The organism is Chromobacterium subtsugae (assembly GCF_035919665.1).
GTDB classification, from domain to species: domain Bacteria; phylum Pseudomonadota; class Gammaproteobacteria; order Burkholderiales; family Chromobacteriaceae; genus Chromobacterium; species Chromobacterium subtsugae.
In genome coordinates this window covers 3,322,310-3,340,507 of the sequence record NZ_CP142381.1, presented here as the reverse complement: position 1 = coordinate 3,340,507, position 18,198 = coordinate 3,322,310, and the positions used below count along the sequence as shown (strand labels likewise).

The window sequence follows — 18,198 nt, the reverse complement described above, 5'->3', positions numbered from 1 at the left end:
TCAATATGTCGCCATGATGAGGAGCCGACTGGGCACGGCGGGCGCTTATTCGCGATTGATCACATGGCGCAGGCTGCGGTCTTCGCTGATCAGCATGTCTTTCATGGGCTGCGGCAGGATGCGCAGCTCGCCGAGCTGCTCGCGGCTGAACCAGTCGAACTCCAGGCGAGCGCCGCCGTCTTCGATTGCGAACGGCGTGGCGCGGCTAGGCAGCGCGGAGCCCGCGGCCAGATGGACCTGGAAATACAAGCCCAGCTCATGGTTGCGCTGGCCGCCCGCAGTGAAGAAGTTTTCTATCAGCATGACCATCTCGCCGCAACGCACGGTTTCGCCCAGCTCTTCAAATATTTCCCGCTCAACCGTTTGGGGCGCTTCTTCATCGGGTTCGACCCGGCCGCCGGGCAGGGTCCAGAAATCGTCGCGGATCAGGCGGTGCAGCAAGACCTTGCCCTCATGCTCGATGATGGCGGCGGCGCGCAGATTGAAGCGGGTGCCGGCTATGTCGACGCTGATCACTTGCTATCTCCTTGGCATTTTTGGCGGGCGCGCAGCATAGCGCTTTCTCCCGTCATCGACAAGGGTAGGTATCATGGCGGCCTGTTGATAGAGAAAGAAGCCGACATGACGATCTGGGTAGACGCTGACGCCTGTCCCAAGGTGATACGGGAAGTGTTGTGCCGCGCGGCGCAGCGCACCGGGGTGGAGTTGGTGTTCGTCGCCAACCAGCTGCTGACGGTGCCGAAGGCGCTGAACATCCGCGCGCTACAGGTGCCCAAGGGTTTTGACGTGGCGGACAATGAGATCGCCCGCCGCATTGAGCCGACAGACTTGCTGATCACCGGCGACATTCCGCTGGCGTCCGAGGTGCTGGCCAAGGGCGCGCAGGCGCTGAACTGGCGCGGCGAGGCGTTTTCCAAGGAAACCATCGCCGCGCAACTGACGATGCGCGATTTCATGGACAATCTGCGCGCCAGCGGCGTGCAGACCGAGGGACCGCCGCCTTTGAGCCAGGCGGACCGGCAGGCTTTCGCCCGCCAGCTGGACATCTGGCTGGCGAAGCGGCGCTAGGGGGGAAGCCCGGCTTGAGCAGGGCATTATGCCAAGTAGTGGCCGCAGTGGGGATGATTTGTGGTGCAGCTTCCGCCGAGTAGGAGGGTCAGGGGGCTGCGCGGCCAGCCCCCCGACACCCCCAGGCCGCCCCGACAGCGCGTCGAAACCCCGTCTTCAAAGCCATTTCCAAGAAGCCGCCGGAACTACATGCGTGCGAATCTCTGATTCGCTCAGCAGTACGCGCTACCGTCGCGCGGCGTCGAACAACCGGCGTCTTAAAACCTCGGAAATGGCTTCGAAGCCGGCTAGCGCTGATGGGGATGACGCACATCGGTTCGGTTTCACAGCATTTGTATAAGTTGTCGCCAAATTGATTGATCGTCAAAGCGGTATCCGCCATTCATGCAAAAGCCCCCGAATCCGGGGGCTTTGTCTTGCCTGGGAGGCGAGAGGCTCAGGCCTTGCCCAGATGCGGTTCGGCGTCGAATTCTTTCTTGTCGGCCTGGGCTGCGCCCGGCTGGCGTATTGTCAGCGAGAACAGCAGGGCGACGATCAGCAGCGCCAGAATCAGGTGGAAGGTGGCGAGGAAGCCGCCGAACAGCGAGGCCACGATGGAGCCGACGATGCTGCCGATGCCGAAGCCCAGGTAGATCACGCCGTAGTTCTTGGTCAGGTTGTTCAGGCCGAAGAAATCGCTGACCAGCGAAGGGTAGACGGTGATGGTGCCGCCGAAGCTGAATGCGATGCAGGCGATGGCGGCGAAGAACAGGCCGGCGTTGAGCGGGGCGAACAGCAGGGTCAGCATGCCGGCCAGCGCGGCGATCTGGGCGATGGTGATGACGCGGATGCGCGGCATCTTGTCGGACAGCACGCCCAGCACCAGGCGGCCGGACAGGTTGGCCACGGCGATCACGGCCACGGCGTTGGCGGCGGTGGTGGCCGACAGGTGGACGAAGCTCTCGCCGATGTCCTTGGCCACGCCGATCACGTACAGGCCGCTCATGCACACGGTCAGGAACATCAGCGCCAGCATCCAGTACTGCGGCTGGCGCATCGCCTCGGCCAGCGTGAAGTCGCGGCTGCCGCCGGTTTGCGCGGCGGCCGGCTGTTGCGGCGCGTCAGTCATCAGCAGGGCGCCTGCCACCACCATGGCCATCGCGATCAGGCCCCACAGCTGGAAGGTGGCTTCCAGGCTGAAATGCGACAGCAGCGCCAGATTGATGAACTTGAAGCCCAGGCTGCCCAGGCCGTAAGCGCCGATGGCGCAGGCCGAGATCAGGCCCTTGCGTTCCGGGAACCATTTCACGCAGTTGGACAGCGACATCAGATAGCCGGCGCCGTCGGCGAAGCCCACCAGCAGGCCGGCGCACAGATACAGCATGATCAGGCTGCCGGCATGCGAGGTCAGGTAAAAGCCCAGGCCCAGCAGCAGGCCGGAGGCGATGGCCACCTTGCGCACGCCGAAGGGCTCCTGCAATTTGCCGGCCATCGACGACGCCACCGCCAGCGCGAGGCTGAGCAGGCCGAAGGCGAAAGCCACCTGGCTGACCGGCTCGGAGAGCTTGTGCGACAGCTGGGCGTTGAACAGGCTCCAGGTATAGACGGAACCCAGCGCGAACTGGGTGAGGACGGTACCGGCCAGGGTACGGTAGCGGATGGCGTTGCTTGAGGCGTTCATGGCGCTGCTCGCTTATAAAGTCATTACTGTTGGCATGACTATAAGCCCGCGCTTATAAAGGCGGCGCAGCGTGGGAATGAAATGCAGACGATGGGGAATGAAATGCAATCGGGGGGGCATCAGTCACAATGCGGCTGAATGGGCGACGCTACTGAAGCGGTAAAATCTTGATACGGAGGGAGGATGGACTTTCAGTTCGAGTTTGACTGCAACGGGGTGGATGGCAGTCGACCGTTGCTTTATTTATGGGATGTGGGCGGCCGTCTTTACATTGGGAAGGCGAGCCGAGGAAGTAAACGTCCGTTGAAGCATTACGCGCGAAACGTGAGCCGCTTGTTGGCCGGCCAGCCGTACCGTCGAGGCAAGCCGAATGGTTTTAGGAAGGTGCATCTAGCCATGCAGGCTGCCGTATTGCAGTCGCAACGGATCAGGCTGGTGCTATTGAAAAACGTCGAGCTTGCACGAATTAATGAAGAAGAACTGACGGCAATTAAACAGTATGGTTGTGAGTTGAATGAGCAATGGCCGCGGGGTTGTTTGTTGACTCAATGGCCTAGCGCTAGAGATGCATCAGCTGCCTGAACGCCTTGATATTGCTGCGGCTGACCGGGATTTCCGCCTTCAGGTCGTACAGTTTGATGATGTAGGTGCTGTTCTGCCACGGCGCGATTTCGCGGATCTTGTGGATGTTGACGCAGAAAGAGCGGTGGCAGCGGAAGAAGCTGTCGGCCGGCAGCCGCGACACGAATTCGCTGATGCTCATCGCCATCACGTAGCGGTCGCGGGCGGTGTAGACTAGGGTGACTTTCTCGTCGGCCTCCACGTAGTAGATGTCATCGCAGGGGGTGACGATGATGCTGTCGCCCTTGGCCAGGTTGACGGTGCGGCTGGCCGGCGCGGCGTCGGCGGCCGGGGCGCTTGCCGCGGCGGCGGGCGGCGGCGCCGGCTCCAGCGCTTCCAGCTTGTGCAGCACGTGGGCGATGCGCTGTTCGTTGTAGGGCTTGAGGATGTAGTCGAAGGCCTCCACTTCGAACGCTTCCACCGCGAATTCCTTGTAGGCGGTGACGAAAACGATGCGCGGCGGACGGGTGGTCTTGTGCAGGTTCTTGGCCAAGAGCAAGCCGTCTATCGACGGGATGTGGATGTCGAGAAACACCACGTCCACCTCGTTTTCCTGCAGAAACTTGAATGCCTCCAGGCCGTCCTCGACGCTGGCCAGGATCTCGATGCCGCTATGCTCGCGGATCAGGTAGGCCAGCTCCTGGCGCGCCAGGTATTCGTCTTCCACGATCAGCGCCTTCAGCATGCCGCCTCCTCCGCCGGCAGGTCGAAGCATACCGCGGTGCCGGGCTCCAGCCGCGTCAGCCGCAGGCCCTCGCCGTACAAAAGCTTCACCCGCTCGTTGACGTTCATCAGCCCGATGCTGCGGCTCTCCACCTTGCCGTCGGCGATGCCGTCTATCACTTCCTGGCTGATGCCGTAGCCGCTGTCTCGCACGCAGACATGGATGCGCGCGCCGTCGCGCTTCACCGCGATGCACACCTCGCCCGGCCCCTTGCGCGGCTGGATGCCGTGCAGGATGGCGTTTTCCACCAAGGGCTGCAGCAACAGGCTGGGCACCCGCACATGCACGTCGTCGACGTCGAACACCACTTTCAACTTGTCGCCGAAGCGCGCCTGCTCGATGGCGACGTAGTCGCGCACCTGCTTCAGCTCTTCCTGGATGTCGATCAGCGTGTCGCCCAGCGACAGGTTGTAGCGCAGGTAGTCGGCCAGCTTGGCGATCAGCTGGCGCGCTTCCGACGGCTGGATGCGGATCAGCGACGAGATGGCGTTCAGCGCGTTGAACAGGAAGTGCGGGTTGATCTTGCTTTGCAGCGCGGCGAATTCGGCCTTGCGCGCCATTTCCTGCAGCTGCTTGATCCGCGACGCCTCCATCTGGGTGGAGATCAGCTGCGACAGGCCGACGGCCAGCTCGCGCAGCGAACTGGTGATGCCGCCGCTCTTGCGATAGAAGATTTTCAGCGTGCCGGTGACGCGGGCGTTTTCGCGCAGCGGGATGATGATGACCGAGTGGAAGTCGGCCACCCGGTAGCGCTGCAGATTGTTCTCGATGATGATCTGGTCCTGTTGCACCGCCTGGCGGGTGATTTCGCCGATGGCGGAGTGGGCGGCCGGTTCGTAGTAGTCCTTGCCCAGGCCGACATAAGCCTGCACGTCGGCGGTGTCGGTGATGGCCACCGCGTCGGCGCCGATGTGGTTGCGGATCACCGTGCACACCTCCACCAGCGCGTCGCGGTCCACGTTCTGGAAATAGGGCAGGGTCTGGTTGGCGATGGTCAGCGCCAGCTTGGCCTGGCGCGCCGCCAACAGCTCCTTTTCGTCATCCAGGTCTTGCACCAGCTTGATGACCAGGCCGATGCATACGGTGCCGGTGATCATCGGGTAGGCGATATGGCCGACGATGGCGCGGCCGATGGCCGGCTCGGTGAACCACAGAATCAGCGCCATGGTCAGGCTCTCGCAGGCTATGCCGGCGGCCACGCCGTACAGCCACAGCCGGCGGCGGCCGGCGCGGAAATGGATGATGGTGGCGAGCAAGCCGGCGCAGATGCTGGAGATCAGGCAGGGCAGCGAGGTATAGCCGTGGATGTCTATCAAATAACGGTGCAGGCCGGAGACGATGCCTGCCGGTATGCCCACCCAGGGGCCGAACAAGATGCCGCCGGCCAGGATGGCGATGGTGCGGACATTGACCAGCGAGCCGTCCACCGGAATGCCGGTATAGGTGCTGAACACGGCGAACAGGCAGAACAGCAGCGACACGCCGGCCAATTCCGCCGGGGTGTGGCGTTGCTGGCGCAACAGGTCCTGGAACGGCCGGATGCGGGTGAGGAAGAACAGCGCCATCAGCATCAGCGCCGCGCGCTCGAACACCGCGAGCAGCAACATATTCGGGTTGTTTTCTATCATCGGAAACAGAGCCGCGGCGGCGGCTGGGCAAGCGGTGAAAACGGAATGGTTGCCGTCATTTTAAAGCATGAGGGGGAAGGGAGCAGCCCGACGGCCAATAAAAGAACATGGGCATGCCGGGGCCGGAAGCCCGCAGGCCTCCGGCGATGGCGGGTTTACGCGCGGGTTTGGACCAGCGGGAAGTCCACCGCGGTGGCGGCGGCGTTGTTGACGTAGTTGGTCAGGATATTGAGCGCTACCACCGCTACGATTTCCAGCGTTTCCGCCTCATCGAATCCTGCCTCGCGCAAGGCCGCCAGCTCGGCGTCGGCCACGCGGCCGCGCTGTTCCGCCACATTCAGCGCGAAGCGCAGCGCGGCGGCCTGTTTGGCGTCGGCGCTGGAAAAATCGCGCGCGGCGACGATTTCGTCATCGTCGAGTCTGGCCACATGTTTGGCCAGATAGCTGTGGGCGGACAGGCAGTAGTCGCAGCCGTTGAATTCGGCTACCGCCAGCGCGATGCGCTCGCGCAGCGCGGCGCCCAGCCTGCCCTTGCCCAGCGCGCCGTTCAGCGACAGATAGCCTTCCAGCGCGGCAGGGCTGTGGGCCAGCAGCTTCATCAGATTGGGCACCATGCCCAGTTGTTGTTGCACGGCGGCCAGCAGCGGCTGGCTGGCGGCGGGAATGCGTTCGGGGGCGGGAATGGCGATGCGGTTCATGGCAAGACTCCTGGGTGGATGCGGAACGTTTCCGCGATGGGTGTACTTTGCCAAATTCTTCATTTTGGAAGAATATCTGTTTTCTAGAATGGATTATTTCAGTATGAGGAATAGCGGATGGACCGATTCCACTTGATGAGCGTGTTCGTCGCCGTGGCTGAGGAAGAGGGTTTCGCCGGCGCGGCGCGCAGGCTGAAAGTGTCGCCGCCGGCGGTGACGCGCGCGGTGGCGGCGTTGGAGGAAAGCCTGGGCGTGCGTCTGCTTAACCGGACCACGCGCTATGTCAGGGTGACCGAGGCCGGCGCGCGTTATCTGGACGACGCGCGCCGCATTCTGGCGGCGGTGGCCGAGGCGGAGGATGCGGCGGCGGGGGGCAACACCGAGCCGAGCGGCCTGATCCGCCTGACCGCGCCGGTGTTGTTCGGCCGGCTGTACGTGATGCCGGCGGTGGTGGATTTTTTGCGCCAGCATCCGCTGGTGGAGGTGTCGGCGCAGCTGCGCGACAACGTGGTGAACCTGATGGAGGAGGGGCTGGACGCGGCGGTGCGCATCGGCCACTTGCCGGATTCTTCGCTGCGCGCGCTCAAGGTGGGCGAGGTGAGGCGGCTGGTGTGCGCGGCGCCGGACTATCTGGCGCGCCATGGCGCGCCCGCCGCGCCTGAGGATTTGCGGGAGCACACGGTGATCGCTTCCACCGCCGCGTCGACCTCGCTGGAGTGGAAATTCGGCGCGGACGGCGAGCGGCGGGTGCGGGTGAGGCCGCGGCTGACGGTCAGCGGCAACGACGCGGCGATAGACGCGGCGCTGAGCGGCTTCGGCTTGATCCGGGTGATGTCCTACCAGGTGGCGGAGGCGCTGGCGGCGGGCGAGCTGGAACGGGTGCTGACGCCCTACGAGAGCGCGCCGCTGCCGATACACATCGTCCATGCCGAAAGCCGTTACGGCTCGACGCGGATGCGCCGCTTCATCGACCTGCTGGCCGAACGGCTGCGCGCCGACCCGCGGCTTAAAGATTGATTTCCAGCTTGTCCGCGCCGGCGGCCGGATAGGCGCAGCACAGCAGGATGTCGCCGGCTTGGGCGGCGTACTCGGGGGGCTGCAGATAGGTGGCCGCGCCGGACAGCAGAACGCCGCGGCAGCTGAAGTCCGGATTCAGGCCGCAGGACTCGGCCAATTCCAGCAGGCTTTGGCCCGGTTGCCACTCGGCGTCGATGGCGGAGGCGGCAAAGCGCACCGGCACCGCGTGATCGGCCGGCGGCGGCAGGGCCTGGGTGGCCGAGCCGGCGCGCTTCAGCCCTGCCGGGCCGAAGGCTTCGGCGTGGATGCGCGCGTCTGTCACGCCGGCTGCGATCAACTCGTCGTACAGCGCCTGCATGAAGCCGGCCGGGCCGCACAGGTAGAAGTCGCCATCAAGATCGGCGCCTGATTGGCGCAGCAGCGCGAGGTCGGCGCGGCCGGCGTGCTGGTAGTCGACGCCGGCGCGGCTGGAGGTTTCCGGCCGGCTCACCGCCGTCACAATGCGCAGCTTGCCCGCGGATTGACGCCGCAGCTGTTCCAGCTCGGCGTCGAAGGCGCGCTCGGCCACGCTGCGGGTGGCGTAAAGCAACAGGGTGGGCGGCATGGCGGCGGGCTGCCCGGCCAGTTGGTGCAGCATCGCCAGCAACGGAGTGATGCCTATGCCGCCGGCCAGCAGCGCGATGGGGCGCCGCGGCGGCAGCAGCATGAAATCGCCGCGCGGCGGCAGCGCTTCCACGATGTCGCCCGGCGCCAGCTGATGCAGCCGGGCCGACGCCTTGCCCTGCAGTTTGACGCTGATGCGGTAGCCGCCTGTCCGCGACAGCGTGTAGTTGCGCAGCCTGACCCCGTCCACGCCGGCCACCTTGACGCTCAGGTGCTGGCCGGGGACGAAGGGCGGCGGCGGGCTGCCGTCCGCCGGCTCCAGATAGAAAGAGCGGACTTGCGGGCTTTCCTCCACCACCCGCGCCACCCGCAAGGGCAGCCATTGCCGGGCGGCGGTTTGCGGCCAGGCGCCGGTGGCCAGCGCATATGGCGAAAACTCCCGCAGCTGCCAGCGCAGGGCCAGCGCGTTGCGGCGGCGCACCACCCGCTCCGCGGTGACGCGCCATAGCCGCTCGGCGCCGGCGAAGCCTTGCCCGTCTTCCGGCAGCACTTCCGCGCCGCCGCACAGCTGCAAGGTGTCGCCGCTGGAAAAATCGATGAACAGCAGGCCGGCCTGCGGATGCCGCAGCAGATTGCCCAGCGTGTTGAAGTAGCCGTTGCCGGCGAAGTCCGGGATGGTGAGGGTGTCGCCGTCGACGCGGACGAAGCCGGGCTTGCCGCCGCGGTGGGAGATGTCCACTTGCCAGTTGCTTGCGCCGGGCGCCGCGCTGGCGACGAAGAAAGTATCGGCGGCGGCGATGAAGGCGCGGGCGTCGTCGTCCAGCCGGTCCATCCATTCCACGGTGCCGGCGATGCGGCCGTCGGGCGGGCGGGCGAAGCTGAATTCGCGCAGCTGGATGTATTTGGGGCAGTTGCCGAACGATTGTTCTGCCGCCAGCGTGAAGCCGGCGTCGTCAAGCTCGGCCAGCGCGCCGTTCAGGCGGTTGCGGCGGCGGGTGTGCAGCTCTATGCCCAAGAGCGCCAGCTGCGCGCCGGCCCGCAGGCAGTCGCGCAGCGGGTCGGCGCGGCTGGGCAGGCTGTCCACCCGCAGCCGGCGCTGGTTGGGCGAGCGGGCGAAGCCGGGCTGGCCTTCGATCAGTCCGGCCCAGGGGCGGCCGGCCTCGTCCACCGCCGCCGCCGCCAGAAACGGCAGCTGCGGGAAGAAGTCGCGGTGCTGCTGCGGCATGTGGTCGCGGATATTGCGCGGACCGGCCGCCGCCATCCGCTCCAGGCTGCCGGCGCGGCGCTGCATTTCCAGCTCGCCCGCGTGCCAGGGGCTGGGGGTTTTGGGTTCAGCCATGCCGCTAGACGCCATTCAGCTTGCGGTGTTGGCCGGCATCGCCACGAAGCCGGGCAGCGCCTCGACGCGGGCCAGCCAGGCGCGCACATGCGGGTAGGGCGCCAGCGGGATTTCGCCTTCCGGCGCGTGCGCGGTGTAGGTGTACAGCGCGACGTCGGCGATGGTGGCGGCTTGGCCGGCCAGGAACGGCCGTTCCGCCAGTTCTTGCTCCATCACTTGCAGCAGCGCTTCGGCGCGGCTGACAGCCAGCGGGTAGTCCAGCGGCACGCCGCGCCATTTGTGCAGCCGCGCCTGCGCGGCGCCGAAGGCCAGCGGGCCGGCGGCGGCGGACAGCCAGCGCTGCACTTGCGCTTCGGCGGCGGGGTCGGCAGGGATCCAATCGCCATGGCCGTAGCGGCGCGCCAGATAAACCAGGATGGCGTTGGAGTCGGCGATGACGGCGTCGCCGTCCACCAGCACCGGCACCTGGCCGAAGCGGTTGCGTTTCAGGTATGCCGGCTGCTTGTGCTCGCCGGCCGCCAAATTGACCAGGATGGCTTCGTATTCCAGGCCCAGCAGAGACAGCATCAGCCGCGCGCGATGGCTGTGGCCGGACAGGGGGAAGTCATATAGCTGGATGGCGCTCATGGAGGTTTCCTGTATTGGGGGGCGATGTCACTGTGCCAGCAAATGGTCTTTTCAAGAATGCCTGAACAAGACAATAGATTATTCCGCCGCTTGCAATAAAGCCAGCGCGGCGTCCAGGCAGGATGGCAGGAGGTGCTTCCGTTTTGACGGCAATATTGATGCGCAATCTCAACTGATATAAAGCACGAATGATCTTTTGTGCCGCATTAAACATAATCGTGTGCCACTGTTTTCGGCAGAAAAAGATACTTTCACTCAAGTTTGACTACTTGGAGTCCGTGATGAACATTCGGCAGGCGATATTGGGCGGTTTGATCGGCGGCATGGCTGCGGGAATGGGCGGGGCGGCCTGGGCCGCGGAGCGCTTCGATCTGGCGGCGGCCGGGGCGGCGTTTCCCGGCATCGAGCAGGCGGGGCTGAAGGCGCAGCGCAGCGCGCAGTTTCCCGACGGCAAGGTGGTGACGCGCTACCAGCAGTACTACCAGGGCGTGCCGGTATGGGGCGAGGCGGTGGTGGAGGATAAGCGTCCCGGCCAGCCCGCGCAGTACAGCGGCCGTTATATCGCGGGGATAGAGGCCGATCTGGCTTCGGCGCAGCCCACCGTGAAGCGCGACGCCGCGCTGGCGCAGGCCAAGGCGTTGGCGGCGAACGGCTATCCCACCCGCAACGACAAGGCTGAGCTGTGGGTGCGCGTCAACGAAAGCGGCGTCGCGCAGCTGGTCTACCTGGTTTCCTTCGTGGTGGAAGGCGGCCGCGGCCCCAGCCGGCCCAATTTCTTCATCGACGCGCATGGCGGCCAGGTGCTGCAGCGCTGGGAAGGCCTGGCCCATGCCGAGGCCGGCGGCCCGGGCGGCAACGCCCGCACCGGCAAATACGTTTACGGCAAGGACTACGGCCCCTTGATCGTCACCAGCGATTGCGCGATGGACAGCGGCGAGGTGGCGACCGTCAACCTGGCGGGCGGCACCCGCGGCGACGCGCCGTTCAAGTTCGCCTGCCCCACCAATGATTACAAGGCGGTCAACGGCGCGTACTCGCCCTTGAACGACGCGCACTTTTTCGGCAACGCCGTGGTGAAAATGCACAAGGCCTGGTTCGGCGCCGCGCCGCTGCGGCAGAAACTGTACGTCAAGGCGCATTACGGCAACGGCTCCGAGGCGGCGTTCTGGGATGGCCAGGCGCTGAATCTGGGCGATGGCTCCAGCCGCTTCTATCCGCCGACGGTGCTGGACGTGATCGCGCACGAAGTGCACCACGGCTTCACCGAGCAAAATTCCGGCTTGGTCTACCAGGGCCAGTCCGGCGCCATCAACGAGGCGTTTTCCGACATGGCCGGGGAGGCCGCCGAGTATTACCTGCGGGGCCGGAACGACTGGCTGGTCGGCGCGGAAATCTACAAGCAGGGCGGCGCGTTGCGTTATTTCGCCGACCCGGCGCGCGACGGACACTCGATCGGCCATGCCCGCGACTACCGCGACGGCATGGACGTCCACTACGCCAGCGGCGTGTACAACAAGGCGTTCTATTTGCTGGCCACTCGTCCGGGCTGGAACACCCGCAAGGCGTTTGAGGTGTTTGCCGACGCCAACCGGCTTTACTGGACGGCGAATGCCACTTTCAATAGCGCCGCTTGCGGCGTGAGCCGCGCCGCGGAAACGCGCGGCTACGGCCGGCTGGATGTGGCGCAGGCTTTCGCCGAGGTGGGGGTGGTTTGCGCCGCTTGAGCGGCGTGCAGGCTTGATTGTCGCTATTCGGCGCGGGCGGCGGATCGAGGCTGCATCCGCCGCTCCGCGCCGGATTTATCTTTTGCCGCTGGCCGCCGTCGCATCCTCCAGCGCGGCGAGCAGCTCCGCCAGCCGTTTTTCCAGCGCGTCCAGGCTGCGCGGGCGCAGCGCCGACAAAATGGCGTGCTCATTGGCCACATGCGCTTCCAGCGCGCGCTCGATCAAGGCGAAGCCGGCTTCGCTCAGCCGCACCAGCGTGCTGCGCGCGTCTTGCGCGCTGGCCTCGCGCGAAATCCAGCCTTTTCCTTCCAGCACTTTCAGCCGGTGCGTCATGGTGCCGGATGTCACCATCAAGGACGAAAACAGCTCGGTCGGCGCCAGGCAATAGGGCGCGCCGCTGCGCCGCAGCGTGGCCAGCATGTCGAACTCCCAGCCGCTCAGCCCGTATTGTCCGAACACCGCGTCCATCCGTTGCGACAGCAGCGCCGCGCAGCGGTTGAGGCGGCCTATCACGCCCATCGGGCTGGCGTCCAGATCGGGTCTTTCCCTGGCCCATTGCGCCAGAATTCTGTCTACCGCATCGCCTTCCCGTTGTACGGCCATTCATGTTCCTTGTCTTGAATTCAAGATTTATTTGCCTTGAATTCAAGGTAAATGTTATCTTGAATTCAAGTTAATTGATCTAGATTATAAATCGAATGGAAAGGCTTGCCCATGTCTCTTCGGCGCGCATCCGCTCTGTGGAGCGATGTCTTGATCACCGCCATGGTGCCGGTGATCTGGGGTTCTACCTATATCGTCACCACCCAGTTGCTGCCGCCGGACCGGCCCTTCACCGCCGCCTTGCTGCGCGTGTTGCCCGCCGGTTTGCTGCTGGCTTGCCTGGGCGGCTGGCGGCCGGCCAAGGGGCAGTGGGGAAAATTGCTGGCGCTGTCGGCGTTGAACATCGGCGTGTTCCAGGCTTTGCTGTTTGTCGCCGCCTATCGTCTTCCCGGCGGACTGGCCGCGGTGGTGGGCGCTTGCCAGCCGCTGCTGGTGATGGCGCTGGCCTGGCAGGTGGAAAAGCGCAAGCCGGCGCGGCTGGCTTTGTGGGCCAGCTTGAGCGGCGTAGCCGGCATGGCGGCCTTGCTGTTGTCGCCGGGTTCGCGCTGGGACGGCTTGGGCATGCTGGCGGCGTTCGGCGGCGCGGTGGCGATGGCCTGCGGCACCTATCTGACCCGGCGTTGGCGTTTGCCGGCGCCGGTGGCGGCCTTGACCGGCTGGCAGCTGACTCTGGGCGGCCTGATGCTGCTGCCCCTGGCGCGGATCATCGATCCGCCGTTGCCGGTTTTGACCGCGGCGCAGATCGGCGGCTATGCCTATTTGACGGTTTTCGGCGCTTTGATCGCCTACTGGCTGTGGTTTCGCGGCATCGCCCGCCTGTCGGCGGTGGCGGTGACATCGCTGGGCCTTCTGAGCCCGTTGACGGCGGTGGTGCTGGGCTGGGCCTTGCTGGGCCAGGCCTTGTCGGCGCAATCGATGCTGGGCCTGGCCATTGTGCTGGCCAGCGTGCTGGCGGTGCAGTGGAGCATGCTCAATGCCGCGGCCAAATAAGAGGTCTTATGGCTTGGACGACGCGGTAGGCGTCAGCCGCGCCATCATCAAGACATCCTTGTAGCGCCCATCGATGCAGATCGCCTCGCGTTTGCGGCCTTCCAGCAGAAAGCCGTGTCTTTCGTAGAGCTTGATCGCGTTGAGGTTGTCTTCATGCACGGTCAGCTCCAGGCGGCGATAGCCGCGCTGCTCGGCCAATTGCAATGTGCTGTCCAGCAGCCATCCGCCCAGGCCCATGCCGCGGTAGCGCGGCAGCAGGCCCATGCCCAGCGTGCCGCCATGCTGGTAGATGGGAAAGTGCTGGGGGGCGACATCGCACCAGCCGACGACCTGCTTGCCGTCCAGCAGCAGCAAGTGCGGGGCTTTCCGGGCCAATTGGCTGCGCGCGTATTCGGCCGAAGCCGCTTGCGGGATTTCCAGAAAGGCCAGGTAGCGCCGTTCTCGGGCCACGCTGTCGGTGACGCGCCAGAAATTCTCGATATGCTCGGCGCTCAGGTGTCGCAGGGAAAATGCGGTGGTGTAGGGATTGGGCATGGCAATGGCCTTCTTTGAGAGGGCCATTTTATGGAATGGGAAATGACGTTGCAATATTGCTGTCGATCAGGCGGCTGGGCTCTGGCTGCCGATCACGTTGCGGCAATGGTTTTCCAGCGCGCCGATTTCGTCCAGCACCGCGTCGATGTCATGGCGCTGCGATTCCAGCTGGTTGCGGCGGGACTGGAGCAGATCCAGCAGCTTTTGCGACTGGCTGGCTTCATCGCGCGCCAATTGGTACAGGTCGATGATTTCGCGGATCTCCGCCAGCGACAGGCCGATGCGCTTGCCGCGCAGGATCAGCTTCAGACGGGCGCGGTCGCGGCGGTTGAACAGACGCTGGCGTCCTTCGCGCTGGGGCTCGATCAGCCCTTGTTCTTCGTAGAAGCGGATGGTGCGCAGGGTGACGTCGAATTCTTGCGCCAGATCGGAGATGGTGAAAAATTCTGCTTGGTTCATATGTTTTCCTTCAGGCGGCGATTGTAGCGTTTTTCCCACTCCAACAGATGAAAGCTTGATTTACGTTTACGTAATCGTCAACCTGTGTCTTCGCGCAACCGACACGGGGAACCGTCGATGCAACAGGCCAGCTACGCCCAGGGGGCCAGCGATCAGCCGCTATTGGGACAGACCATAGGACGTTTTTTCGACCAGGCTTGCGAACGCCATGCCGACCGGCTGGCGCTGCGCGTGCGGCAGCAGGACATCCGCTGGAGCTACGCCGAATTGCGGCGGCAGGTGGATCGGCTGGCCTGCGGCTTGCTGCGGCTGGGCCTGGCCCCGGGGGAGCGGGTAGGCATCTGGTCGCAGAACCGCGCCGAATGGGTGCTGATGCAGTTCGCCAGCGCCAAGGCCGGCCTGGTGCTGGTCAACATCAACCCGGCCTACCGCCGCGCCGAGCTGGAGTACGCGCTGAACAAAGTGCAGTGCCGCGCGCTGGTGCTGTCGCCCGGCTTCAAAAGCAGCGACTACGTGGAGACGATGCGCCAGCTGGCGCCGGAACTGGACGCCTGCAGGCCGGGCGAGCTGCGCGCGGGGCGCGTGCCCGAGCTGCGCTGGGTAGTGCGGATGGGGCAGCAGGCGCTGCCGGGCATCCTGCCGTTTTCCGAGCTATTGGCCGAGCCGACGGCGGCCGAGCTGGCGGCGCTGCAGGCGGTGGGCGAGGCGCTGCAGTGCGGCGACGCGGCGAACATCCAGTTCACCTCAGGCACCACCGGCCATCCCAAGGGCGCGACGCTGTCGCATCGCAATATTCTCAACAACGCCTGGTTCGTCGGCGCGGCGATGCGGCTGCGCGCCGACGACAGGCTGTGCATTCCGGTGCCGCTCTACCATTGCTTCGGCATGGTGATGGGCACGCTGTGCTGCCTGTGCCGCGGCGCGGCGATGGTGCTGCCGGCGGAGGGTTTCGACGCGCTGGCGGTGTTGCAGACGGTTGCCGAGGAGCGCTGCACCGCCTTGCACGGCGTGCCGACCATGTTCATTTCGCTGCTGGACCACCCGCGCTTCGCCGAATTCGAGCTGTCCAGCCTGCGCACCGGCATCATGGCCGGCAGCCCCTGCCCGGTGGAGGTGATGAAGCGGGTGTTGTCGCAGCTGCACATGGCCGAGGTGACCATCTGCTACGGCATGACCGAAACCAGCCCGGTCAGCCTGCAAAGCGCCGCCGACAGCCCGCTGGAGCAAAGGGTGAGCACGGTGGGCGGCGTTCATCCGCATGTGGAGGTGAAGATAGTGGACGCCGAGGGGCGCGTCGCGCCGCGCGGCCAGCGCGGCGAGTTGTGCGTGCGCGGCTACTCGGTGATGCTGGGCTATTGGGACGATCCGGACATGACGCGCGCCGCCATCGATGCGGAAGGCTGGATGCACAGCGGCGATCTGGCGATCATGCGCGACGATGGTTTGGTCAACATCGTCGGCCGGGTCAAGGACATGGTGATCCGCGGCGGCGAAAACATCTATCCGCGCGAAGTGGAGGAGTTCCTCTACCGCCATCCCAAGATCCAGGACGTGCAGGCGATAGGCGTGCCGGACGCGCGCTACGGCGAGGAGCTGTGCGTGTGGATACGGCTGCGCGACGGCGAAACCGCGACCGAGGAGGAGATCCTCGCCTTTTGCCAGGGCGAGATCGCTCATTACAAGATTCCGCGTTACATCGAGTTTGTCGATGGCTTTCCGATGACGGTCACCGGCAAGGTGCAGAAGTATCTGATGCGGCGGCAAATGCTGGAAAAGCTGGGTTTGCCGGATGTCAAAACAGCCTGATTCCAGACCGTCCAGGCAGCGAAATGCCGGCCAGAAGCGCGCTTTTGGCTTACAATGCGCCCAGACCTGATTCACCCTTGAGGAATACACCATGACCGTTACCGCTTTCAACGATGCCGACCTGGCCCGTCTCGAAACGCTGTTGACCCCGTTGTCCGCCAGCGGCAGCACCATGCGCCCGGACGAAGTGCAGGGCTTCTTCGCCGCGTTGGTGAGCGGACCAGATGCGGTCGATACCGATTTCTGGCTGCCGGAAGTGCTGGGCGACGCGCCGGCTTTCGAAAGCCAGGCCGATGAAGCCGAGCTGAAAACCCTGCTGCAAAAGCTGTTCGACACCACCCGCGACGTGCTGGCCGCCGGCGAAGAGCTGGACATGATCTTGTACGCGGAAGAAGACAGCGAAGAAGAGGGCGAGCCGGACTACTGGCCGTGGGCGAACGCCTACCTGTACGCGCTGGATCTGGTCGACACCGACTGGTTCGAAGTGGCGGAAGAGGACGAGGGCTTCGAAAGCCTGATGATGCCGATGCTGGTGCTGGGCGGCGCGTTCGAGGAAGAAGACGGCGAAGACCTGCTGACTTTCACCGACGAAGAGGTGGAAGGCTACAAGGAAGAGCTGACCGACGCCCTGCAGGCGGTGTTCGGCTACTGGCGCGCCAAGGAGCAGGCGCCGACCACGGTTCGCCGCGATGGCGACAAAGTGGGCCGCAACGACGTGTGCCCGTGCGGCAGCGGCAAGAAGTACAAGGCTTGCTGCGGCAGCAACTGAGCCGGCCGGCCGATCATGAAAGCGGACCATGGGTCCGCTTTTTTTATGGCCATGCATCCGGAACGCGCGCAGGCGGGCCCCATCGACGCGGAGACGCTAGGCGCGGGTGCTTAGGCATGGCTTAATATGCCTTTGAAATTTTCGGCCGCAAGCCTAGCCTGGACCCGCGATGAACCCCGCCCTCGTTTTCGATTACTACAATCCCACCCATCTTCATTTCGGCGGCGGCCAGTTGGCCGGCCTGGAGCGGCTGCTGCCTGCCGGCGCCAGGATCCTGCTGCTGTACGGCGGCGGCTCGATCAAGCGCAACGGCATCCACGCGCGCTTGCAGCAAGCCTTGCGCGGCCATGACTGGCTGGAGTTCGGCGGCGTGGCGCCCAATCCAGACGTGGAGGCTTTAGCCGGCGCGCTGGCGCTGCTGCGCGAGAGCCGGCGCGATTTCATCCTGGCGGCGGGCGGCGGTTCCGTCATCGACGCCGCCAAATACCTGGCGGCCGCGGCCTTGCATGACGGCGATGGCTGGGAGCTGGTTTCTGGCAAGCAGCCAGTGCGGGCGGCATTGCCGCTGGGCGTGGTGCTGACGCTGGCCGCCACCGGTTCGGAAGGCAACGGCACCGCGGTGATTTCGCGGCTGTCCAGCCAGGAGAAGCTGGCTTTTCGCTCGCCGCTGCTGCGGCCGCGTTTCGCGGTTCTCGACCCCGACACCCTGGCCACCCTGCCTGACCGGCAACTGGCCAACGGCGTGACCGACGCCTTCGTCCATGCCTGCGAGCAATACCTGACCTACCCGGTAGGCGCGCTGGTGCAGGATGGCTGCGCCGAGGCGGTGCTGCGGGCGCTGTACCGGCTGGCTTGCCGTTTCGACGAGCGCGGCACGCCGGACTGGCGGCAGAACATGATGTGGGCCGCCAACCAGGCGCTGTCCGGCGCCATTGGCCTGGGGGTGCCGCATGACTGGGCCACGCACGGCATCGGCCGGGCGCTGACCGCGCTGTACGGCATAGACCACGGCCGCACCCTGTCCATCGTACAGCCGTCGCTGCTGCGCGAGGCCTGCGCGGAAAAAGCCGCCAAGCTGCGCCAGATGGGCGCGCGGGTGTTCGACGCTCCGGAATTGGCCGCGGAGCGGGTGATAGACAAGGTGGAAGACATGTATCGCGCGCTCGGCATGCCGGTGACGCTGGCCGAGGCCGGCGTGCCGGATGCCGGGGCGGCCGCCGACGATGTGCTGGCCTTGCTGCGGCGCGACGGCCGGTTCGGATTGGGGGAGGGCGGCATCTTGATCGAGGCGCGCGTCGGCCGCATCGTGCGGGCGTTTTGCCGCTGAG

The 18,198-nt window shown here is 65.3% G+C and carries 19 protein-coding genes; 8 read left to right on the top strand and 11 right to left on the bottom strand.

What is annotated here, in order from left to right:
- Positions 1-45: 45 nt before the first annotated feature.
- A complete protein-coding gene (locus U6115_RS16040; protein WP_043577769.1) occupies positions 46-516 on the bottom strand; it encodes an NUDIX hydrolase in 471 nt (156 codons plus the stop codon).
- A 105-nt stretch (positions 517-621) separates the two neighbouring features.
- Here U6115_RS16040 and U6115_RS16035 point away from each other — a divergent pair, with 105 nt between their 5' ends.
- The gene (locus U6115_RS16035) at positions 622-1,068 is read left to right on the top strand and encodes a YaiI/YqxD family protein (RefSeq protein WP_043578095.1); all 447 of its coding nucleotides are present in this window, start codon (positions 622-624) and stop codon (positions 1,066-1,068) included.
- A gap of 436 nt (positions 1,069-1,504) precedes the next feature.
- Here the strand turns inward: U6115_RS16035 and U6115_RS16030 are convergent, their stop codons facing one another.
- Positions 1,505-2,728, bottom strand: a complete 1,224-nt coding sequence (locus tag U6115_RS16030; RefSeq protein ID WP_043577765.1) for an MFS transporter — start codon at positions 2,726-2,728, stop codon at positions 1,505-1,507.
- A gap of 183 nt (positions 2,729-2,911) precedes the next feature.
- Between U6115_RS16030 and U6115_RS16025 the strand changes: the two genes are divergently transcribed.
- Entirely contained in the window at positions 2,912-3,310 is a 399-nt protein-coding gene (locus U6115_RS16025) for a GIY-YIG nuclease family protein (protein WP_146008469.1), read from the top strand.
- On the opposite strand, the gene U6115_RS16020 is transcribed toward U6115_RS16025, so the two are convergent.
- The 3 genes from U6115_RS16020 to U6115_RS16010 all read right to left on the bottom strand — a co-directional run bounded on the left by U6115_RS16020 (position 3,288) and on the right by U6115_RS16010 (position 6,399).
- Positions 3,288-4,034: a LytR/AlgR family response regulator transcription factor gene (locus tag U6115_RS16020; protein ID WP_043577762.1), complete on the bottom strand. Its 747-nt coding sequence runs from the start codon at positions 4,032-4,034 to the stop codon at positions 3,288-3,290. The genes U6115_RS16025 and U6115_RS16020 overlap by 23 nt on opposite strands.
- A complete protein-coding gene (locus U6115_RS16015) occupies positions 4,028-5,680 on the bottom strand; it encodes a LytS/YhcK type 5TM receptor domain-containing protein (RefSeq protein ID WP_230623410.1) in 1,653 nt (550 codons plus the stop codon). The genes U6115_RS16020 and U6115_RS16015 overlap by 7 nt, the downstream gene beginning before the upstream one ends.
- A 176-nt stretch (positions 5,681-5,856) precedes the next feature.
- Positions 5,857-6,399, bottom strand: coding sequence for a carboxymuconolactone decarboxylase family protein (locus U6115_RS16010; RefSeq protein ID WP_043577758.1), 543 nt, complete (start codon positions 6,397-6,399; stop codon positions 5,857-5,859).
- A 117-nt stretch (positions 6,400-6,516) separates the two neighbouring features.
- On the opposite strand from U6115_RS16010, the gene U6115_RS16005 reads away from it, so the two are divergent.
- Positions 6,517-7,416 (top strand): LysR family transcriptional regulator, encoded by a 900-nt coding sequence (locus U6115_RS16005; protein ID WP_043577755.1) that lies wholly within the window; start codon positions 6,517-6,519, stop codon positions 7,414-7,416.
- On the opposite strand, the gene U6115_RS16000 is transcribed toward U6115_RS16005, so the two are convergent.
- The 3 genes from U6115_RS16000 to U6115_RS15990 are packed head-to-tail and all read right to left on the bottom strand — an operon-like array spanning position 7,406 to position 10,244.
- Positions 7,406-9,358 (bottom strand): pyridoxamine 5'-phosphate oxidase family protein, encoded by a 1,953-nt coding sequence (locus U6115_RS16000; protein WP_043578093.1) that lies wholly within the window; start codon positions 9,356-9,358, stop codon positions 7,406-7,408. The genes U6115_RS16005 and U6115_RS16000 overlap by 11 nt on opposite strands.
- Positions 9,359-9,373: 15 nt before the next feature.
- On the bottom strand, positions 9,374-9,985 hold the full coding sequence (locus tag U6115_RS15995) for a glutathione S-transferase family protein (protein WP_043577752.1): 612 nt from the start codon (positions 9,983-9,985) through the stop codon (positions 9,374-9,376).
- The gene (locus U6115_RS15990; RefSeq protein ID WP_146008470.1) at positions 9,963-10,244 is read right to left on the bottom strand and encodes a hypothetical protein; all 282 of its coding nucleotides are present in this window, start codon (positions 10,242-10,244) and stop codon (positions 9,963-9,965) included. The genes U6115_RS15995 and U6115_RS15990 overlap by 23 nt, the downstream gene beginning before the upstream one ends.
- A 22-nt stretch (positions 10,245-10,266) precedes the next feature.
- Between U6115_RS15990 and U6115_RS15985 the strand changes: the two genes are divergently transcribed.
- On the top strand, positions 10,267-11,709 hold the full coding sequence (locus tag U6115_RS15985; RefSeq protein WP_052258181.1) for a M4 family metallopeptidase: 1,443 nt from the start codon (positions 10,267-10,269) through the stop codon (positions 11,707-11,709).
- A 75-nt stretch (positions 11,710-11,784) separates the two neighbouring features.
- Here U6115_RS15985 and U6115_RS15980 read toward each other — a convergent pair whose 3' ends face one another.
- Positions 11,785-12,312, bottom strand: coding sequence for a MarR family winged helix-turn-helix transcriptional regulator (locus tag U6115_RS15980; protein WP_043577749.1), 528 nt, complete (start codon positions 12,310-12,312; stop codon positions 11,785-11,787).
- A 111-nt stretch (positions 12,313-12,423) separates the two neighbouring features.
- Here U6115_RS15980 and U6115_RS15975 point away from each other — a divergent pair, with 111 nt between their 5' ends.
- Positions 12,424-13,302, top strand: a complete 879-nt coding sequence (locus tag U6115_RS15975) for an EamA family transporter (RefSeq protein WP_043577738.1) — start codon at positions 12,424-12,426, stop codon at positions 13,300-13,302.
- A gap of 6 nt (positions 13,303-13,308) precedes the next feature.
- Here the strand turns inward: U6115_RS15975 and U6115_RS15970 are convergent, their stop codons facing one another.
- Both U6115_RS15970 and U6115_RS15965 read right to left on the bottom strand, forming a co-directional pair.
- A complete protein-coding gene (locus U6115_RS15970) occupies positions 13,309-13,836 on the bottom strand; it encodes a GNAT family N-acetyltransferase (RefSeq protein WP_047237539.1) in 528 nt (175 codons plus the stop codon).
- Positions 13,837-13,902: 66 nt separating this feature from the next.
- Entirely contained in the window at positions 13,903-14,295 is a 393-nt protein-coding gene (locus U6115_RS15965) for a MerR family transcriptional regulator (RefSeq protein WP_043577736.1), read from the bottom strand.
- Between the two features lie 117 nt (positions 14,296-14,412).
- On the opposite strand from U6115_RS15965, the gene U6115_RS15960 reads away from it, so the two are divergent.
- The 3 genes from U6115_RS15960 (at position 14,413) to U6115_RS15950 (ending at position 18,197) form a co-directional block, all read left to right on the top strand.
- A complete protein-coding gene (locus tag U6115_RS15960; protein ID WP_043577734.1) occupies positions 14,413-16,101 on the top strand; it encodes an AMP-binding protein in 1,689 nt (562 codons plus the stop codon).
- Positions 16,102-16,192: 91 nt separating this feature from the next.
- Positions 16,193-16,870, top strand: coding sequence for a YecA family protein (locus U6115_RS15955; RefSeq protein WP_043577732.1), 678 nt, complete (start codon positions 16,193-16,195; stop codon positions 16,868-16,870).
- Between the two features lie 169 nt (positions 16,871-17,039).
- Positions 17,040-18,197 (top strand): iron-containing alcohol dehydrogenase, encoded by a 1,158-nt coding sequence (locus U6115_RS15950; RefSeq protein ID WP_043577724.1) that lies wholly within the window; start codon positions 17,040-17,042, stop codon positions 18,195-18,197.
- Position 18,198 lies beyond the last annotated feature (1 nt).

Excerpts from the sequence above, each read along its gene's own strand:
- U6115_RS15975 (WP_043577738.1), top strand. The coding sequence starts at position 12,424 with ATGTCTCTTCGGCGCGCATCCGCTCTGTGGAGCGATGTCTTGATCACC.
- U6115_RS15965 (WP_043577736.1), bottom strand. The coding sequence starts at position 14,295 with ATGAACCAAGCAGAATTTTTCACCATCTCCGATCTGGCGCAAGAATTC.
- U6115_RS16010 (WP_043577758.1), bottom strand. The coding sequence starts at position 6,399 with ATGAACCGCATCGCCATTCCCGCCCCCGAACGCATTCCCGCCGCCAGC.
- U6115_RS16015 (WP_230623410.1), bottom strand. The coding sequence starts at position 5,680 with ATGTTGCTGCTCGCGGTGTTCGAGCGCGCGGCGCTGATGCTGATGGCG.
- U6115_RS16020 (WP_043577762.1), bottom strand. The coding sequence starts at position 4,034 with ATGCTGAAGGCGCTGATCGTGGAAGACGAATACCTGGCGCGCCAGGAG.
- U6115_RS16000 (WP_043578093.1), bottom strand. The coding sequence starts at position 9,358 with ATGGCTGAACCCAAAACCCCCAGCCCCTGGCACGCGGGCGAGCTGGAA.
- U6115_RS16035 (WP_043578095.1), top strand. The coding sequence starts at position 622 with ATGACGATCTGGGTAGACGCTGACGCCTGTCCCAAGGTGATACGGGAA.
- U6115_RS16025 (WP_146008469.1), top strand. The coding sequence starts at position 2,912 with ATGGACTTTCAGTTCGAGTTTGACTGCAACGGGGTGGATGGCAGTCGA.
- U6115_RS15950 (WP_043577724.1), top strand. The coding sequence starts at position 17,040 with ATGAACCCCGCCCTCGTTTTCGATTACTACAATCCCACCCATCTTCAT.
- U6115_RS16005 (WP_043577755.1), top strand. The coding sequence starts at position 6,517 with ATGGACCGATTCCACTTGATGAGCGTGTTCGTCGCCGTGGCTGAGGAA.
- U6115_RS15960 (WP_043577734.1), top strand. The coding sequence starts at position 14,413 with ATGCAACAGGCCAGCTACGCCCAGGGGGCCAGCGATCAGCCGCTATTG.
- U6115_RS15995 (WP_043577752.1), bottom strand. The coding sequence starts at position 9,985 with ATGAGCGCCATCCAGCTATATGACTTCCCCCTGTCCGGCCACAGCCAT.
- U6115_RS15955 (WP_043577732.1), top strand. The coding sequence starts at position 16,193 with ATGACCGTTACCGCTTTCAACGATGCCGACCTGGCCCGTCTCGAAACG.
- U6115_RS15980 (WP_043577749.1), bottom strand. The coding sequence starts at position 12,312 with ATGGCCGTACAACGGGAAGGCGATGCGGTAGACAGAATTCTGGCGCAA.
- U6115_RS16030 (WP_043577765.1), bottom strand. The coding sequence starts at position 2,728 with ATGAACGCCTCAAGCAACGCCATCCGCTACCGTACCCTGGCCGGTACC.
- U6115_RS15970 (WP_047237539.1), bottom strand. The coding sequence starts at position 13,836 with ATGCCCAATCCCTACACCACCGCATTTTCCCTGCGACACCTGAGCGCC.
- U6115_RS15985 (WP_052258181.1), top strand. The coding sequence starts at position 10,267 with ATGAACATTCGGCAGGCGATATTGGGCGGTTTGATCGGCGGCATGGCT.